General features: G+C 75.1%; 15 protein-coding genes. 9 read left to right on the top strand and 6 right to left on the bottom strand.

Features of this window, described 5'->3' with window-relative positions; genetic code table 11:
• The first annotated feature begins 11 nt into the window (after positions 1-11).
• From AB0O11_RS29375 to AB0O11_RS29390, 4 genes are all read left to right on the top strand, one after another.
• Positions 12-536 (top strand): hypothetical protein, encoded by a 525-nt coding sequence (locus AB0O11_RS29375; RefSeq protein ID WP_363392901.1) that lies wholly within the window; start codon positions 12-14, stop codon positions 534-536.
• 174 nt (positions 537-710) lie between these two features.
• A complete protein-coding gene (locus AB0O11_RS29380; RefSeq protein ID WP_363392903.1) occupies positions 711-1,487 on the top strand; it encodes a 5-oxoprolinase subunit PxpA in 777 nt (258 codons plus the stop codon).
• A complete protein-coding gene (pxpB, locus tag AB0O11_RS29385) occupies positions 1,484-2,110 on the top strand; it encodes a 5-oxoprolinase subunit PxpB (RefSeq protein ID WP_363392906.1) in 627 nt (208 codons plus the stop codon). Before AB0O11_RS29380 ends, pxpB begins: the two co-directional genes overlap by 4 nt.
• A 12-nt stretch (positions 2,111-2,122) precedes the next feature.
• Entirely contained in the window at positions 2,123-2,986 is an 864-nt protein-coding gene (locus tag AB0O11_RS29390) for a biotin-dependent carboxyltransferase family protein (protein ID WP_363392909.1), read from the top strand.
• A 72-nt stretch (positions 2,987-3,058) separates the two neighbouring features.
• Here the strand turns inward: AB0O11_RS29390 and AB0O11_RS29395 are convergent, their stop codons facing one another.
• Both AB0O11_RS29395 and AB0O11_RS29400 read right to left on the bottom strand, forming a co-directional pair.
• On the bottom strand, positions 3,059-3,982 hold the full coding sequence (locus AB0O11_RS29395) for an aminoglycoside phosphotransferase family protein (protein WP_363392912.1): 924 nt from the start codon (positions 3,980-3,982) through the stop codon (positions 3,059-3,061).
• 63 nt (positions 3,983-4,045) lie between these two features.
• Positions 4,046-4,816 carry an alpha/beta hydrolase gene (locus AB0O11_RS29400; protein ID WP_363392915.1) on the bottom strand — a complete coding sequence of 257 codons (771 nt, stop codon included), beginning with the start codon at positions 4,814-4,816 and terminating at the stop codon, positions 4,046-4,048.
• 168 nt (positions 4,817-4,984) lie between these two features.
• On the opposite strand from AB0O11_RS29400, the gene AB0O11_RS29405 reads away from it, so the two are divergent.
• A complete protein-coding gene (locus AB0O11_RS29405; RefSeq protein WP_363392918.1) occupies positions 4,985-5,518 on the top strand; it encodes a PadR family transcriptional regulator in 534 nt (177 codons plus the stop codon).
• Positions 5,519-5,607: 89 nt separating this feature from the next.
• Here AB0O11_RS29405 and AB0O11_RS29410 read toward each other — a convergent pair whose 3' ends face one another.
• Positions 5,608-6,165, bottom strand: a complete 558-nt coding sequence (locus AB0O11_RS29410) for a DUF4396 domain-containing protein (protein WP_363392921.1) — start codon at positions 6,163-6,165, stop codon at positions 5,608-5,610.
• Positions 6,166-6,311: 146 nt separating this feature from the next.
• Here AB0O11_RS29410 and AB0O11_RS29415 point away from each other — a divergent pair, with 146 nt between their 5' ends.
• Complete coding sequence (locus AB0O11_RS29415) at positions 6,312-7,007, top strand: class I SAM-dependent methyltransferase (RefSeq protein ID WP_363392924.1); 696 nt, start codon at positions 6,312-6,314, stop codon at positions 7,005-7,007.
• A gap of 228 nt (positions 7,008-7,235) precedes the next feature.
• Positions 7,236-8,081: an undecaprenyl-diphosphate phosphatase gene (locus tag AB0O11_RS29420; protein WP_363392927.1), complete on the top strand. Its 846-nt coding sequence runs from the start codon at positions 7,236-7,238 to the stop codon at positions 8,079-8,081.
• Positions 8,082-8,166: 85 nt separating this feature from the next.
• On the opposite strand, the gene AB0O11_RS29425 is transcribed toward AB0O11_RS29420, so the two are convergent.
• Positions 8,167-9,678, bottom strand: coding sequence for a HEAT repeat domain-containing protein (locus AB0O11_RS29425; protein ID WP_363392930.1), 1,512 nt, complete (start codon positions 9,676-9,678; stop codon positions 8,167-8,169).
• Between the two features lie 288 nt (positions 9,679-9,966).
• Between AB0O11_RS29425 and AB0O11_RS29430 the strand changes: the two genes are divergently transcribed.
• Positions 9,967-10,533: a PAS domain-containing protein gene (locus AB0O11_RS29430; protein ID WP_363392932.1), complete on the top strand. Its 567-nt coding sequence runs from the start codon at positions 9,967-9,969 to the stop codon at positions 10,531-10,533.
• Between the two features lie 39 nt (positions 10,534-10,572).
• Here AB0O11_RS29430 and AB0O11_RS29435 read toward each other — a convergent pair whose 3' ends face one another.
• Entirely contained in the window at positions 10,573-12,054 is a 1,482-nt protein-coding gene (locus tag AB0O11_RS29435) for a hypothetical protein (protein WP_363392935.1), read from the bottom strand.
• A gap of 494 nt (positions 12,055-12,548) precedes the next feature.
• Here AB0O11_RS29435 and AB0O11_RS29440 point away from each other — a divergent pair, with 494 nt between their 5' ends.
• Positions 12,549-13,790, top strand: a complete 1,242-nt coding sequence (locus tag AB0O11_RS29440; protein ID WP_363392937.1) for a phosphotransferase — start codon at positions 12,549-12,551, stop codon at positions 13,788-13,790.
• A 35-nt stretch (positions 13,791-13,825) separates the two neighbouring features.
• On the opposite strand, the gene AB0O11_RS29445 is transcribed toward AB0O11_RS29440, so the two are convergent.
• A complete protein-coding gene (locus AB0O11_RS29445) occupies positions 13,826-15,262 on the bottom strand; it encodes an acyl-CoA dehydrogenase family protein (protein ID WP_363392940.1) in 1,437 nt (478 codons plus the stop codon).
• Positions 15,263-15,360: the final 98 nt, after the last annotated feature.

Genomic DNA, 15,360 nt, shown 5'->3' on the forward strand with positions numbered 1-15,360 from the left:
AGGTGTGCGAGATGGACGGCGACTCGGTGGTCATCCTTCGCAAGGTCCGACGATGGCTCGGGTTCTTCCTGGTCTGCCTGGTGCTCAGCGGTCTCACCGCGTTCCCGCTGGAGACCGAGACCCGCTGGCTGGTCGACCTCACCTCCGGCCCGGCCGCCCCGCTGAGCGACCGCCTCCCCGCCGCGACGGCCTGGTTCGAGCGGGTCCACGCCGGCCTCGCCGAGACCAACGAGCGCTACCCCTTCCTGGCCTACGGAACCGACTGGCTGGCCTTCGCCCACCTGGTGATCGCCGCCGCCTTCTGGGGGCCGCTCAAGGACCCGGTCCGCAACATCTGGGTGATCCGCTGGGCCGTGCTCGCCTGCGGGGCCGTCATCCCGCTGGCGCTGATCTGCGGGCCGCTGCGCGGGATTCCGCTGGTATGGCGATTCATCGACATGTCGTTCGGGGTCTTCGGCGTCATGCCGCTGCTCATCGTGCTGCGGGCGCTGCACCCGCTGGAGCGCTCCGTCCGGGAGCCGGCGCCCACCGGCTGAGCGGGGCGGGGCGCGCGACCCGCTCGCGGACCTGCACGACCCCGCGCGGCGCCGCCCAGGGGCGTGCGGTCCCGGGCACGCGCCGCAGCGCCCGCGGGGCTCCGGGTCACGCGCAACGGCCTTCATCCGTAGGCCCTACCATCTGGCTCAACAGCTGCTGGGAGGCGGACGGGCGTGGCCGATGCGGTGATCGATCTCAATGCGGACCTCGGCGAGGGGTTCGGACGCTGGACCCTGACCGACGACGAGGCACTGCTGTCCGTGGTGACCAGTGCCAATGTCGCCTGCGGGTTCCACGCCGGGGACCCGTCGACGATGCGCCGGGTCTGCGCCCTGGCGGCCGAGCGCGGCGTCCGGATCGGCGCCCAGGTCTCCTACCGCGACCTGGCCGGCTTCGGCCGCCGCGCGATGGACGTGCCCCCGGAGGAACTCGCCGACGAGATCGCGTACCAGATCGGCGCCCTCCAGGTCTTCGCCCGCGCGGCCGGCTCCCGGGTCTCCTACGTCAAGCCGCACGGCGCCCTCTACAACCGCGTGGTCGGCGACTCCGAGCAGGCCGAGGCCGTGGTGGCCGGCGTGCTGCGGGCGGGCGCGGTCTGCGACGGGCCGCTGCCCGTGCTCGGCCTGCCGGGTTCGCTGCTGCTGGAGGTGGCCGAGGGCGTCGGGCTCCCGGTGGTCGCCGAGGCCTTCGCCGACCGCGCGTACACCCGCACCGGCACCCTCGTCCCGCGCCGTGAGCCGGACGCGGTGGTGCACGACCCCGAGTCGGTGATCACCCGCGCCGTCGGCATCGCCCGGGACGGCACGGTGGAGGCCGTCGGCGGCGAGCGGATCGGCGTCGAGGCCCGCTCGCTGTGCGTCCACGGCGACACCCCCGGCGCCGCCCAGCTCGCCTGGCGGATCCGCGGCGCCCTGGCCTCCGCCGGGGTCCGGGTGGAGGCCTTCACGTGACGGTGGGGACGGTGCGCCGGGTCGGCGAGCGGGCGCTGCTGGTCGAGCTGCCCGGGACGGCCGCGGTGGCGGCACTGTACGGCTGGCTGAGCGAGCGCCGGGAGGCAGGCGCGCTCGGCACGGTGGAGGAGCTCGTACCGGCCGCGCGCACCCTGCTGCTGGACGGCGTCGCGGACGTCGACGCGGTCGCGGCGCTGCTGCGCACCGCCCGTCCGACGGCGGCCGGGACGGCGCACGGGCCGCTGGTGGAGGTCCCGACCGTGTACGACGGCGCCGACCTGGCCGAGGTCGCCGCACTGTGGGCGGTGTCCGAGGAGGCAGCCGTCCGGATCCACACCGAACCCGAGTACGTCGTCGCCTTCTGCGGCTTCGCCCCCGGCTTCGGCTACCTCACCGGCCTCCCGGCGCGGTACGAGGTACCGCGCCGGGCCACCCCGCGCAGCTCCGTACCGGCCGGCTCGGTCGCCCTGGCCGGCCCGTACACCGGTGTCTACCCGCACCCCTCCCCCGGCGGCTGGCAGCTGATCGGCCGCACGGCACTCACGCTCTGGGACGCCGACCGGGTGCCCCCGGCCCTGCTGGCCCCCGGCACCCGGGTCCGCTTCACCGCGGAACGGGCTTGAGGGAAAGCGGAGTTGAACGAGCTGGTGGTGGAGCGGCCGGGACCGCTCACCACGGTCCAGGACCTCGGGCGGCGCGGCGTCGCCCACCTCGGGGTGCCCAGGGCCGGGGCGCTGGACGAGCCGGCGCTGCGGGCGGCCAACCGGCTGGTGGGCAACGAGCCCGGGGCCGCAGGGCTGGAGACCACGCTCGGCGGGGTCGCGCTACGGGCCGTCGGGACGGTGCTGGTCGCCGTCACCGGTGCGCCCTCGCCCGTCCGGGTGGACGGCCGGCCGGCCGCCTGGGGCGCGCCGGTCGTGGTGCCGGCCGGGGCGCTGCTCGAGGTGGGGGCGGCGACGGCCGGGGTGCGCGGCTACCTGGCGGTGGCGGGCGGGATCGCCGTCCCGCCGGTGCTCGGCAGCCGCTCGGCGGACCTGCTCTCCGGGCTCGGGCCCGCCCCGCTGGCCGTCGGGGACCGGCTGCCGGTCGGCGCCCCGCCGCCGTACCGGGCCCGGCCCGAACTGGTGCCGCTGCCCGCTCCCCCGGCCGAGCTGGTGCTGCGGCTGCGGCTCGGACCGCGCGCGGACTGGTTCACCCCGGAGGCGGTGGCCCGCCTCGCCCGCGACCGGTACCTGGTCTCCCCGACCGGCAACCGGATCGGGCTGCGCACCGAGGGCCCGCCGGTAGCCCGCGCCCGGGACGGTGAACTGGCCAGCGAGGGAATGGTGTTGGGCGCGGTGCAGATCCCGCCGGACGGGCAGCCGGTGGTGTTCCTGGCCGACCACCCGACCACCGGCGGCTACCCGGTGATCGGCGTCGTGCCGGCCGCCGACCTCGCGGCCGCCGCACAGGCCCGGCCGGGGACGCCGGTGCGCTTCGCACCCCTGCGGGAGCGCTGAGCCGGAACGCGGCGCGGCAGCACCGAGCGGGAGCATCGAACAGGAGCACCGAACAGCCCGCGAGATCCGCGCTCAACGCCCCAACAGCAGTTCGGCGACGACGCGTTGGGCCGGGTCCAGCGCCGTCTCACCCCCCTCGGCCGACCAGACCGCGTTCTGCAGCACCCGGGCGAGCGTCCAGGCCGCCGCCACCTCGCGGTCCAGCTCCAGCACCTCCGCCATCAGGTCGAAGCGCCGCCGCAGCGCCCGGGCGAGGTCCCCGGTGGCCACCAGGTCCGCCCAGCGGTTGCGCAGCGCCGGGAGCAGTTCGAAGCCGGGGTGGCCGGCCAGCGGCTTGGGGTCGATGGCCAGCCAGGGAGCCCGACCGCTGCCGGGGAGCGGGGCGAGCACATTGCCGTAGTGCAGGTCCCAGTGCAGCAGGCGGTCGCCGGGCTCGGCACGGACCTCGCGCAGGACGGCCGCGCAGTCGGCGAGCAGGCGCTGGTCCGCCGGGTCCGCGAGGGAGGCGACGGCCGCCGGGACCCGCTCCAGCAGACGGGCCGACCCCTCGGCCAAGGTCCGCAGCCCGGCTGGCGCCTGACAGACAGTCAATTCCCGTAGCAACTCGGCGATCACGCGCAGCGCTGCGAGGTCGTCGGGCAGGTCGAGCAGCGAGCGCCCCGGGTCCAGACGCTCCAACAGCAGGGATCCGGTGGCCGGTTCGTGGTCGAGGAGCCGGACGGCGCCACGGCCGCCCCAGGTCCGCAGGGCGAGCGGTTCACCCACCGTCTCCTCGTCCACGGGCTGGAGCTTGAGCACGGCCGGCGCCCCGTCGGCACGCAGCACGGGCAGCACCAGCCCGACCACGCCGTGCGCGACCGGCCCGTCCGGGCGCAGCTCCCAGCGGTCGAGCAACTCGCCTGCCAAGACGGGAAGGCGTGCCACCCAGGCGCGGCCCTCGGCGCCGAGGAACTCCTCCAGGGTGGCGGCCAGCGCGGGCGGGACCTCGACGGGCATCGGGCGGGCTCCTCTCGGGCGGTCCGTCCAAGCCTACGGCGGGACCCGGCCGACCCTCCCCGCTCACGTCCGCCCGAGCGCCTCCGCCGCGGCGACCGCGAAGCCGTCCGGGTTGTCGAGCATGATGTTGTGCCCGCAGTCCGGGACCGCGACCACCCGCACGCCCGCCGCGCGGAGGGTGTCGGCGCCCGCCGGCTCGCCGTCCGCCGCCGGGTGGAGGAAGGTGCGCGGGAGGTCGAGGCCGAGCAGCAGTTCGCGCATGGTCGGCACGGTCGCCCGGGCCAGGTAGCGGGCGCTGCGGTAGACCGCTTCCGGGCCGGCCAGCCGCATGGTGGACCACCAGAACGGGCCGACCCGCTCGGCGACTTCGTCCCGTCCGCCGGCCAGGAACTCCTCCTCGGTGTAGGCCGCGATGCCGCTGCTGCCGGGATGGCGCCGGTCGGGGTCGATCCGGTCCAGGTTGGCGTCCACCAGGAGCAGCCGCTCGACCAGCCGCGGGTGCCGCTGGGCGAGGACGATCGCGACCGCCCCGCCCATGCTGTGGCCGACCACCTCGACCCGGTCCGGTCCGGCGGCCGCGACCGCCGCCGCGACCGCGTCCGCGTGCTCCTCCAGCGTGTAGCCGAAGCCCGTCGGCCGGTCACTGAGGCCGAAGCCGAGCAGGTCCAGCAGCAGCGAGCGCCGCCCGGCGAGCAGCGGGTGGGCGGCGGCGGCCGCGAAGTAGGCCGGTGAGGTGGCGCCGAGCCCGTGCAGGTAGAGCCGGGCCGGCTCGGCGCCGGGCAGGTCGACCCAGCGGATCCGGTCGCCGTTCGGGGTGACGGGGGCCTCGCGCATGCTCACTCCTCTTCCAGGGGTTCCGGTTCCGGGGGGCCGGGCCGACGGGCTCCGACCCGGGTCCGGCTCCGGGGATTCCGGCGGACGACGAGGACCATACATCGAATCCGAGGTATCGCGGAAGCGAGATACCCATACACCGAGGGAAGGATCTGAGAGAGTGGCCCCATGCTGAAGCTCGCCATCCTCGGGTTCCTGTACGACCGGCCGCTGCACGGCTACGAGCTGCGCCGTCACCTCGCCGCGCTCACCGGCCACGTCCGCCCGATCAGCGACGGCACGCTCTACCCCGCGATCAAGCGTCTGGAGGCCGACGGCCTGCTGGTCCGCGAGACCGAGCCGGGCAGCGCCGCCGCGCCCCGGCACACCCTGCACCTCACCGAGGCCGGCCGCACCTCGCTGCTCGACCGGCTGCGCGAGCCCGAAGCGCTCGACGTCAGCGACGAGAACCGCTGGTTCACCCTGCTCGCCTTCCTGCGGCACCTTGCCGACCCGGCCGCCCAGGCCGCCGTGCTCCGCCGCCGGCTGACCTTCCTCACCGAGCCGGCCAGTTTCTTCTACGAGGGCGACCGCCCCGTCGGCGCCGAGGAGTTCGCCGACCCGTTCCGGCGCGGCCTGCTGCTGGTGGCCCGTGCCACCACCGAGGCCGAACTCGCCTGGCTGCACGCGACCCTGGCCGACCTGGAAGGCGGGCCGCGGTAGACCCGAGCCCGAACGCGCCGCGGCCCGCACCGGCCGTCGAACGGTCGGTGCGGGCCGCGGGCGAGGATTTCCGGCGCCCGGGAACGGGATCAGTGCCGGTGGTGCGCGTGCACCACGGCATGGCCGCGCCCCCGGCCGATCATCCACCGGTTGACCGGGACGGTCAGCACGAACGCCAGGGCCAGCGAACCCGCCAGCGCCACCCAGAACAGCAGGTCGCCGAGGCCCGCGTCCATCGCCCCCGGGACGGCGACCATCACGGTGTTGTCGATCAGCTCCATCACCAGGATCGACACGGTGTCGGCGGCCAGCGCGACCTTCACCGCGGCACCGACGTCGAGGCCGGCCTTCAGCACGCCGCGCATGGTCAGCGCGTAGCCGAAGACGAAGGCCAGCAGGATCGAGAGCACCACCGTCGCGCCGTTGTGCAGGCCGAAGGCGGTGCCGAGCACCATGCCGAGGATCTCGCCGATGGCACAGCCGGTGAGGCAGTGCAGGGTCGCCTGGGCGGCCGTCCGCCAGCCGGTCCCGCCATCGCCGTGGGCCTGGTGGTGGCCGGCGTGCGCCTGGTACTCGCGGTGACCGCCGCGCTCGTGGTGCCCACCGTGGTCGTGCCCGTGGTGCTCGTGCTGCGCAGGGTGTGCCATGTCGTCCTCCGCTTGCCGCGGCGCCCGGTTCGGCGCCCCTTCTCTCGCTCCGTCGCCGATCGAACTTATACCCCCATGGGGTATGCGGCAATCACTTTCCGACGCCCTCTTCCCCCTGCACACCCGTCTGTGCTCGGATGAACGGCATGGCAGATGAACGACGCACGGGTTACGACGGAACGGGCGAGGGCGCGATCACCCCGGACGGCTGCGCCGTCGAGGTGTGGAGCCGCCTTCCGGCGGGCGACGCCCCGGAGGTGATCGAGGCCGCGGTGCCGCCCGGCGCGCGCATCCTCGAACTCGGCTGCGGCGTCGGCCGGATGACGCACCCGCTGGCCGACCGCGGCTTCGCCGTCACGGCCGTGGACGAGTCCGCCGAGATGCTGGCCCGGGTTCGGACGGACGTCCGCACGGTGCGCAGCCCGATCGAGGAGCTGGACCTCGGCGAGCGCTTCGACGTCGTCGTGCTCGCCTCGTTCCTCGTGCACGCCGGAGACGTGACGGTCCGCCAGGGCCTGCTGGAGACCTGCCGCCGGCACGTCAGCGAGGACGGCTGCGTGCTGGTGCAGCGCGAGGGCGAGGACTGGCACCGGAACGTGCCGCGGGAGAGCTCGATCGGCCCGGACGGGCGGGCCCGGCTGGTCTCGGCCACGCCGGTCGGCGACGGCGTCAACTCCGTCCGCTTCGAGTACGTGTTCCCGGACGGCACTTGGACGCAGACCTTCCTGTCCCGCCCGCTCAGCACCGAGGCGTTCGAGCAGGCGCTCGCGGAGGCCGACCTGGTGGTCGAGCGTTACCTGACCGAGGACCGCACCTGGGTCCGGGCGCGGCCGGTGCTCTAGGCACCGCCCCGGGCCGGTTCCGGACGGGCAGGGCCCTGTGCGCAAAGCCGGAACAAAGGGTGAACAAAGAACTGTCACTTTCACCCCGTACCATCAGCCGCGCGCCGGGCTCGCGCGCGGCCTGCGGGCCGGGCGGGTCGCGGCAACCCCGCACGCCCTTCCGACCCGCAAGGACCCGCCCATGCCGCCCCTGCCCCACGCCCGACGGATACCCCCGGCGGGTGCCCGGTGATCGACTGGTTCCACGGGGCCGTCCTCGGCCTGATCCAGGGCCTCACCGAGTTCCTGCCGATCTCCTCCAGCGCCCACCTGCGGGTCTTCTCCGCGCTGCTCGGCTGGGACGACCCGGGCGCGGCCTTCACGGCCGTCACCCAGCTCGGCACCGAGACGGCGGTGCTGATCTACTTCCGCCGGGACATCGCCTCGATCATCAAGACCTGGGCGCTGTCCCTGTTCCGGCCGGCGCTGCGCTCGGACCCGGACGCGCGGATGGGCTGGTTCGTGATCATCGGCACCCTGCCGATCGGCATCCTGGGCAAGCTGTTCCAGGACACCATCGAGACCCACCTGCGCGACCTCCGGATCATCGGCACCACACTGATCGTCTTCGGCCTGATCCTGGCCTTCGCCGACCGTACCCGGGCCGTCCGCCACGCCCGTCCGATCACCGACCTCACGCTGCCGCACGCCGGCGCCTACGGCTTCGCCCAGGCGCTGGCGCTGATCCCGGGCGTCTCCCGCTCCGGCGGCACGATCAGCGCGGGCCTGCTGCTCGGCTACAGCCGGGAGGCGGCGGCACGCTACTCGTTCCTGCTCGCCATCCCGGCGGTGCTCGCCTCGGGGGCGCTGGAGCTGTTCAAGATCGGCGAGGGCCCGGCCCCGGCCTGGGGGCCGACCATCCTGGCCACCGCGATCGCCTTCGTGGTCGGCTACGCGGCGATCGCCTGGTTCCTGAAGTACATCTCGACCCACAGCTTTCTGCCGTTCGTGGTCTACCGGGTACTGCTCGGCATTCTGATCATCGGACTGGTCGTCGGTGGCGTCCTGGCCCCGGACGCCGGCGCGGTGAAGTAGAACCAGGTTTCAGAACCGAGGACCTGCAGAAGCGAGTGGGCCGGGACACCGACACGGTGTCCCGGCCCACTGAACGTCGAGGACCCTACCGCCCGTGCTCCCGGGCGGCGGTCAGTCGGCCGCGTACGGCGGCGTGGACCTCGGCCTCCTCGGCCGGGTCGGCGGCGAGCCTGCGCAACCGCTCCAGCACACGCGCGTCGCCCGTGGTGGCGACGTGGCGCGCGGCGAGCTCACGCGTGGACTCCTCGCAGTCCCAGAGGCACTCGACGGCGGGCCCCTCGGGGAAGTGCACGTCGGTCGCGGCCAGCGCCTGGGCGGCGCGTCCGCGCAGTTCCGAGGAGGCGGCCTCCCCGTAGATGTGGCGCAGGACCGGTACGGCGTCGGCGGCGACCAGCCGCCCCGCACCGTCCACCAGCGACCCGAGCCCGGTACCGCTGACCCCGCGCACGGAGATCCAGCGGCGCAGCCCGGCCACCACCAGCGGCGCGTCGTCCGGCTCCCCGGCATCGGCGAGCAGCCGGACGGCGGCCTCCCCGAGCGCGCTGTCGGCACCGCCGCTGGCCGGGTCCGCCCAGCGGCGGGCGTGCGCCAGAACCTCGGGGCCGCGCATCCGGCCGAGCAGCTCCAGGGCGGCCCGGACGATCCGGTCGTCCACGTCCGCGGCGGCGGCCTCGATCAGTTCGACGGCGGCCGGGTCGCGCTGGTCGACCAGGTGACGGAGGGCGGCCCGGCGGGCGCCGGGCAGGCCGTCACGGGCCGCCTCCAGCAGCAGCGGGCGGTCCTCCGGCCGGACCACGGCGGTCAGGCAGCGGGCGGCCGCGGCGGCGCGGCGGTCCACCGCGTCGGGGCCGGACGGCGAGTCGGTGCCGCGCGCGGGCTCCGGGCGGACGTCGGGCCGGCCGAGGAAGGCGCCGGCGCCGAGGCCGCCGAGCTCGCCCTGGTCGGCCCAGGCCAGCACGTCGGCGGTGGACCAGCCGGGCGTGACCCCGCTGCGGTTGATCTGGCGTTGCCACAGGTCGAAGGGTGACTGTTCGCTGGCCGCCGCCACTCTGGGGTGGTAGGCCGCCCACAGTCGCCAGGGCCGGGGCTCGTACGCGTTGCGGATGAACTCGCGCAGCTCGGCGTCGCCCTCGGGGCCCGGCGCGAAGCGGTCCAGCACGGCGGTGCCGAGCAGCAGCAGGCCGCGGTCGTCGTCGCGCAGGGCGAGCTCGTCGAGGGCCCAGGACCAGTTGGCGCCGGTGGCGGCGTACTCGCGCAGCATCAGCAGCGCGTCGCGCCGGCCGTACGCGGCGAGGTGGCCCAGGACGGAGAGGGCGAGGCCGGTGCGGCTCTCGTCGTCGGTGACCAGGTCCTCGGCGGAGTGGAGGTGGTCCTCGATGCCGTCGAGGGGGGCTTCCAGCTCCATGTAGATGCGCGCGTAGTAGAGGGAGCGGCTCTCGACCTGCCAGTCCGATCGCGGGTCCCTGGTGACGCACTCCTCCAGCGCAGCGATGGCCTCGGCGCGGTCGGCGGCCAGCGCGTGGAGCTGCCCGTCACCACGGCCTCGCTGAAGGAGGCCGAGGAGGCTGGCACTGGGTGCTATCACTGGCTCGAACATGAGGTCAGCATCCGTTGCGGCGGTCGTAGTGGCAACGGGATTTCCGTCGCCGGGGTCTCTGGTCGGTACTGCGGTGGGCGCCCGGGCGCCGGAATCACCGAAGGTTACCGCCTCGGACCCCCGTCCGCACACAGGGCGACGAAGCCTCCGGCCACAGTGGCATATGCCAGTGGAATTTTGCCTGCGTTCTGTCCAAATCGCCCCCGGGGTTGACGACGCTGTGCGACAGTCTTCTCACTGTCCGAACTACCCGCACACCGCGGGACATCCCCGAGCGATGGGTTCGCCATGAACATGCCCTTAGGCGCCACCCGCCCGCCGGGAGCCGTCACGGTGGACGGCGCCCCGACGGACGGGAGCAGCGCGGTGAGCGGCGGGAACGGCGCCACGGCCGGAGCGCCCGGTGCCGCGGGCGGAGACGGCACGGGCGACGCCGACAGCGGAACGGACGGCAGAGTGGACGGCACGGCGCAGGAGCCGTCCGGCCCTCGTCTCGGCGACGGCGGCGACCACGACGCGGCCGACGACGGCCTGATCGGCTCCGCCGCATGGGACCTGGTGACCGACCGGATCCAGTGGAGCCCGGAGACCTACCGCCTCCTCGGCTGCGACCCGGAACACGGCCCGCTCAGCCTCGACCGGCTGCCCGACCGCCTCCCCGAGGCGGACCGGCCACTGCTGCGGCGGATGATGACCGACGCCCTGGTGCACGGCCGCCACGCCGCCGGCACCCTGCGGGTCCGCCGGCCCGACGGACGGCACGACGGCGTCGAGTGTGTGGGCGAGCCCCTCCTCGACACGGACGGCACCGTCGTCGCGCTGCGCATGCTGCTCCGCCCGGCCCCGCCGGCCTGAGCCGACGGCCCGGCCCGGGCCCTCACACCCGGGACCCCGTCAACTCAGCCGCGGCCGGTTCTTGGCGTCCGCCGCCCTCAACTCCCGGCCCAGCTCCTCCCGCAGCTCGTCCACCACCGGCAGCCCGCGGTACTGCGCGGTCAGCCGGTACATCTCGCGCAGCCGGTCCCAGGTCCGGTGCGAGGAGTTCTGGCCGATCAGGTTCATCACCATCTTCGCCTGGAACTGCGCCGCGTCCGGCTCGCCGGAGATCAGGTGCACCGAGGCCAGGGTGATCCGGTCGAACAGCGCCGAACGCAGCTGTCCGGTGCCCTCGCGCAGGGTGATCACCCGCTCCGCGAGCCGGCGGGCCTCGGGGGCCGCCGCCGGGTCGTGCTCGGACAGCGTGCGCAGCACCAGGGCCTGCATGCCGCGCAGTTCGGCTTCGTCGAACACCTGCATCCACGAGGGCGGCGGCTCCGGTGCCTCCTCGGTGAACAGGTCCTCGGCCTCCCCGAGCAACCGGTAGGTGTCCTGGGAGTGTCCGATCGAGGCGTGCGCCCACGCCTCGACGGTGTTGAGCATGGCGCGCGTTCTGGGCAACAGCCGCCCGCCGGTCGCCTTGGCCGCCGCCATCAGGTCGAGCGCGTCGTCGGCCCGGCCCAGGTGCACCATCTGCCGTGCGGCCCGGGAGATCGCCTCGCCGGCCCGCGGCCGGTCGCCGGCCTCCTTGGCCGCATCGGCCGCGATCATGAAGTACTTCTGGGCGGTGGGCTCCAGACCCACGTCGTGCGACATCCAGCCCGCCAGCACCGCCAGGTTGGCCGCGACCAGCCACAGCCGCTGCTCCACGGCGGGCGCATGCCGGTGCGTCAACAGGCCGCCGACCTCGTTCAGTTGACCGACCACCGCCTTGCGCTGCAACCCGCCGCCGCGGGCGGCGTCCCAGGCCCGGAACACCTGCACCGAGTGCTCCAGCGACTCCACCTCGTCGAGCCCGACCGGGCCCGCGTCGTACACGTCCACCACCGGGTGCGCTCCGCTCCCGGTGACCACCTGTCGCGGCCCGGGGACGGAGGCCGCGTACGCGACCGCCTCCCCGCTCAGCCAGCCCTTCAGCGAGTCGGCGATGACCGCCCCGGCCGTGAGCGCGGCTCCCGCGCCCACCAATCCACGTCGGTTCAGCATGAGGTCCATTCCCGTGAACTCGGTGAGGACCGCGGCTGTTCGATCCGGCGACCATGGCACTGCTGCGGACGCTTCCGCTCCGGACCTGGTGGGCCGGTGTCGTTCCAGACCGAGGTCCTCAGTGGTGACGACACGGCCGAGCCGCTCCGTGAACACGGCCGCCAGCACCCTGGGCACCGGATCGCGCGGGATCTCCCCCTGCTCGATCCAACGCCGTACCCTCGACGTGTCGGTGGACAGCTGCAGCTGCCCCATCGCGGCACCCCGACGGTTGACCAGCCGCGCCAGCTCGCCCTTCGACCATCCGGTCAGGACGAACAGATCGGCCAGTCGGGTGTTGGGTTCCCTGCTCAACGAAGCCCCCAGGTTCCTCGGCTGATCCGAGGCTAGAGGCTCCGGCAAGTGCCGGGCGAGCATTCGCCACCGTTCGCCAGGGCCCGCCAGACTACTAAGCCAGTGCCCGATGGGTGTGTTGTAGGGGTGCGCCACCTCGCCCCCCGGGTCGGGCGGCGTCCCATCAGCGTCGGGGCTGTCCCCCGACGGTGGCACGGGGCGCTCCCGGTCCTCACCCGAGGGGGTGGCGCGGCCGGGTGGCGCGGGAGCGCCGGGCACGGCCACGGCAGACCGGCCGACCGCATTCCCCAGGGTGCGGACGGCCGGAGCACCGTCGAACAGGGGTTCCCGACCCCATGTCCGTGCCCGGCGCCCGCGCACCACCCACCGCGCCGCATGCCGTACCCGCACCACCCGCAGGGCCGCCGTCACGCCAGGAAGCACACGGCACCGGCCCTCCCCCGCCCCCGCGGGGCAGCACCCGCCGACGGACCGGAAGGGACCAACTTCAGCCCATGTACTCCTCAGCGACGACCCCCACGCCCACCGCGACCCGCCCAGCGCTGCGCCCCCCCACCGCAGCCACCGGCCGCACCGGCCCCAGGGCGGTGCCCCCGGCGAGCCGGCCCGCGGCCCCGCGCGGTGCCGAGGGCCGGGCCGCGGACACCCGGGTCGTCCCGACCGGCCGTACGGCGCCGGGCCCCGTCGGCCGCACCGCGCTGGGGCTGCGCGCCCCCGAGACCGCCCTGCCGGCCGGTGGCCGGATGCCGCTGGCCCGGCAGGCCGACGGCCAGGTGCTGCGGGCCCGACGGCCCGGCCAGCCCGGCGGCGGCCCGGAGCGGATCGACCCGTCGGCGCTCCAGACCCCGGCGGTCCGGGCGGCGCTCGCCAGCGTCTCGCGGATATGTCCCGCGTTCACCCCGCGTCAGGTCCTGCGCGAGGGCAGCCGCCACATCCTGGTGGCGGGCACCATCGGGCGGGCCCCGGTGGTCGCCAAGTGCCTGGCGCCGCAGGCGGTGCGGAGTGAGTACTTCGAGCAGCTGGTGGCCGACTTCCACCACGAGGTGGCGGTCTACCGCGCGTTCGTCCGGCACCGTCCGCCGGTGCGGCTGCCCCGGCTGGTGGCGGCCGACCACGACCGGTGCGTGCTGGTCATGGAGCGCGTCCCCGGGCGCCCGGCGGCTCGCGAGCGCCACCCGGTCAACGCGCCCACCCCGGGCGAGGTGCGGGCGCTGCTCACCGCGGTCCGCACGCTGAACCTGTGGCGGCCGCCGACCGACGTCTTCCAGCCGCGCCTGGACTACCAGTTGGAGATCTCCCGCTACCACTCGGTGGGCCAGCTCACCGACCGGGACGCCGGCGACCTGCGCGGCCTGCTGCACGGCCTCGGCCACACCCCGCTCCAGCTCTGCCACGGCGACGCCCTGCTCAGCAACATGCTGCTGGCGCCGTCCGGCCCGGTGCTGGTCGACTGGGAGCAGGCCGGCTGGTACCTGCCCGGCTACGACCTGGCGGTGCTCTGGAGCGTCCTGTCCGGGGACACCGCGGCGCGGCGCCAGATCAGCCAACTCGCCCAGAGCGGCGGCACGCTGGCCCGGGACGCGTTCCTGGTGAACCTGGTGCTGGTGCTGATGCGGGAGATCCGGCTGTACGACGTGCCGGGCGCCGGCGAGGAGCAGCGGATCATGATCCGTCGGCTCTACGACGACGCGGCGCTCGCCCGCCGGGCCGTCCGCGCCGCGGTCGGGACCCGCTGAGCCGCGGTCGGGGCCCCGCCGGGTCGCGGGAGCTCCTACGGCCGGGCGCCCCGTTCGAGGGCGGCCCGGCCGGCGGCCTCCAGGACGGTCTCGTCCGGGGCCAGGTGCACCCGGCTGCTGAGCACGTCCCGCAGGTACCGCTCCAGCGGGTGGCGCCGGCTCAGGCCGGGGTTGCCGGTGAGGGCGACGGCCTGCTGGACCACCGCCGTCGCGGCCCGGGTGGCCAGCAGGTGGGCCGGACCGGTCCGGGCGACGGCCTCCGGCTCGCCCCGGTCCACCCGGGGGGCCAGGCCCTCGACCAGTTCCTCGGCGCCGATCAGCTGGGCCTCGATCTCGCCGAGGGCCGTCCGGTAGCGGGGCAGGGTGCCGAGCGGCTCGGTCAGGTTGGCCGGGGTGCGCTGGTTGAGGAAGCGGATCAGCCAGGCCTCGGCGGCCCGGGCCACGCCGATCGCCACCGCAGAGAGGGCCAGGTCGTGCCAGGCCAGGGAGAGTTCGGCGTCGGCGCCAGCGCCCTGACGGGCCGTCCGGCGACCGGCCGTCAGGCCGAGCGCGAGGTCGGCCGGCACCCGGACCCCGTCCAGCACGACGTCGTGGCTGGCGCTGGCCCGCAGCCCGAGCTGGTCCCACGTCGGGTCGATCTCCAGGCCCTCGCTCTCGCCGCGGACCAGGAAGGTGCCGATCCTCGGCTCCTCGTCGTCGGTCCGCGCCGTCACCGCCATCCAGGCGAGCGCCTCGGCGCCGGTGCAGTACGTCTTCCGGCCCGTCAGCAGCCAGCCGTCGCCGTCCCGTCGGGCGACCGTCGCGGGCAGCTCGCCCGCCCCGGCACCGGGCTCCGCCCGCAGCGTGTTGACCAGGACCGGGCCTCGCCGGGACTCGGTGAGCAGCCGCCGGTAGCCGGCCGTCGGCCAGTCGGCCCGCCGGGCCTGCTCGGCGTGCCGGAGCAGGGTGAAGGCGGTGACCACGGCCACCGAGGCGTCCCCACGGCCGAGTTGGGACAGCACCCGGACGGTGTCGGCGAGCGTTCCACCCGGCCCGCCGTACCGCTCGGAGACGGTGAGGGTGAGCAGTCCGGCCTCGTGGACGGCCTCGATCCCCTGGTACGGGAAGGTCGCGTCGCGGTCGTGCTCCTCGGCGAGGGCGGCCAGCAGGTCGACCACCCGGGGCAGCCCGGCGAGGGCGGTCTCGATCGCGGTGCGGTCGGGTGCGGGGCCCGTGGGGCCGGCGGACGGGAAACCGGTGGACGGGGAACCGGTGGATTCGAGATGGCCGGAATCGGACCGGCCGGAACCCGCCGACGGCGGAGCGGTCCGGGAGCGGCGCCCGGCGGAGGCGTTCTCGGCCGGAGCGTCCTTGACGGGAGCCTCCTTGCCGGAGGCGCTCCCGGGCGGACGGTCGCCGACGGGGTGGTCGTCGAACACGTGGTCCTCGGACGGACGATCGGCGGTCGAACGGTTGGCGGCGCGGGTCGTCATAATGCTGTGCCTCCGGGCGGCAGCGTGGGCTCGGCGGATGCGGGCGGCACGCCGTACGGGCGCGCGGTACCGATTGGCGGCCCCGGAGGTCGGCTCAC

It is taken from the genome of Kitasatospora sp. NPDC093102, from assembly GCF_040683915.1.
Taxonomy (GTDB): Bacteria; Actinomycetota; Actinomycetes; order Streptomycetales; family Streptomycetaceae; genus Kitasatospora.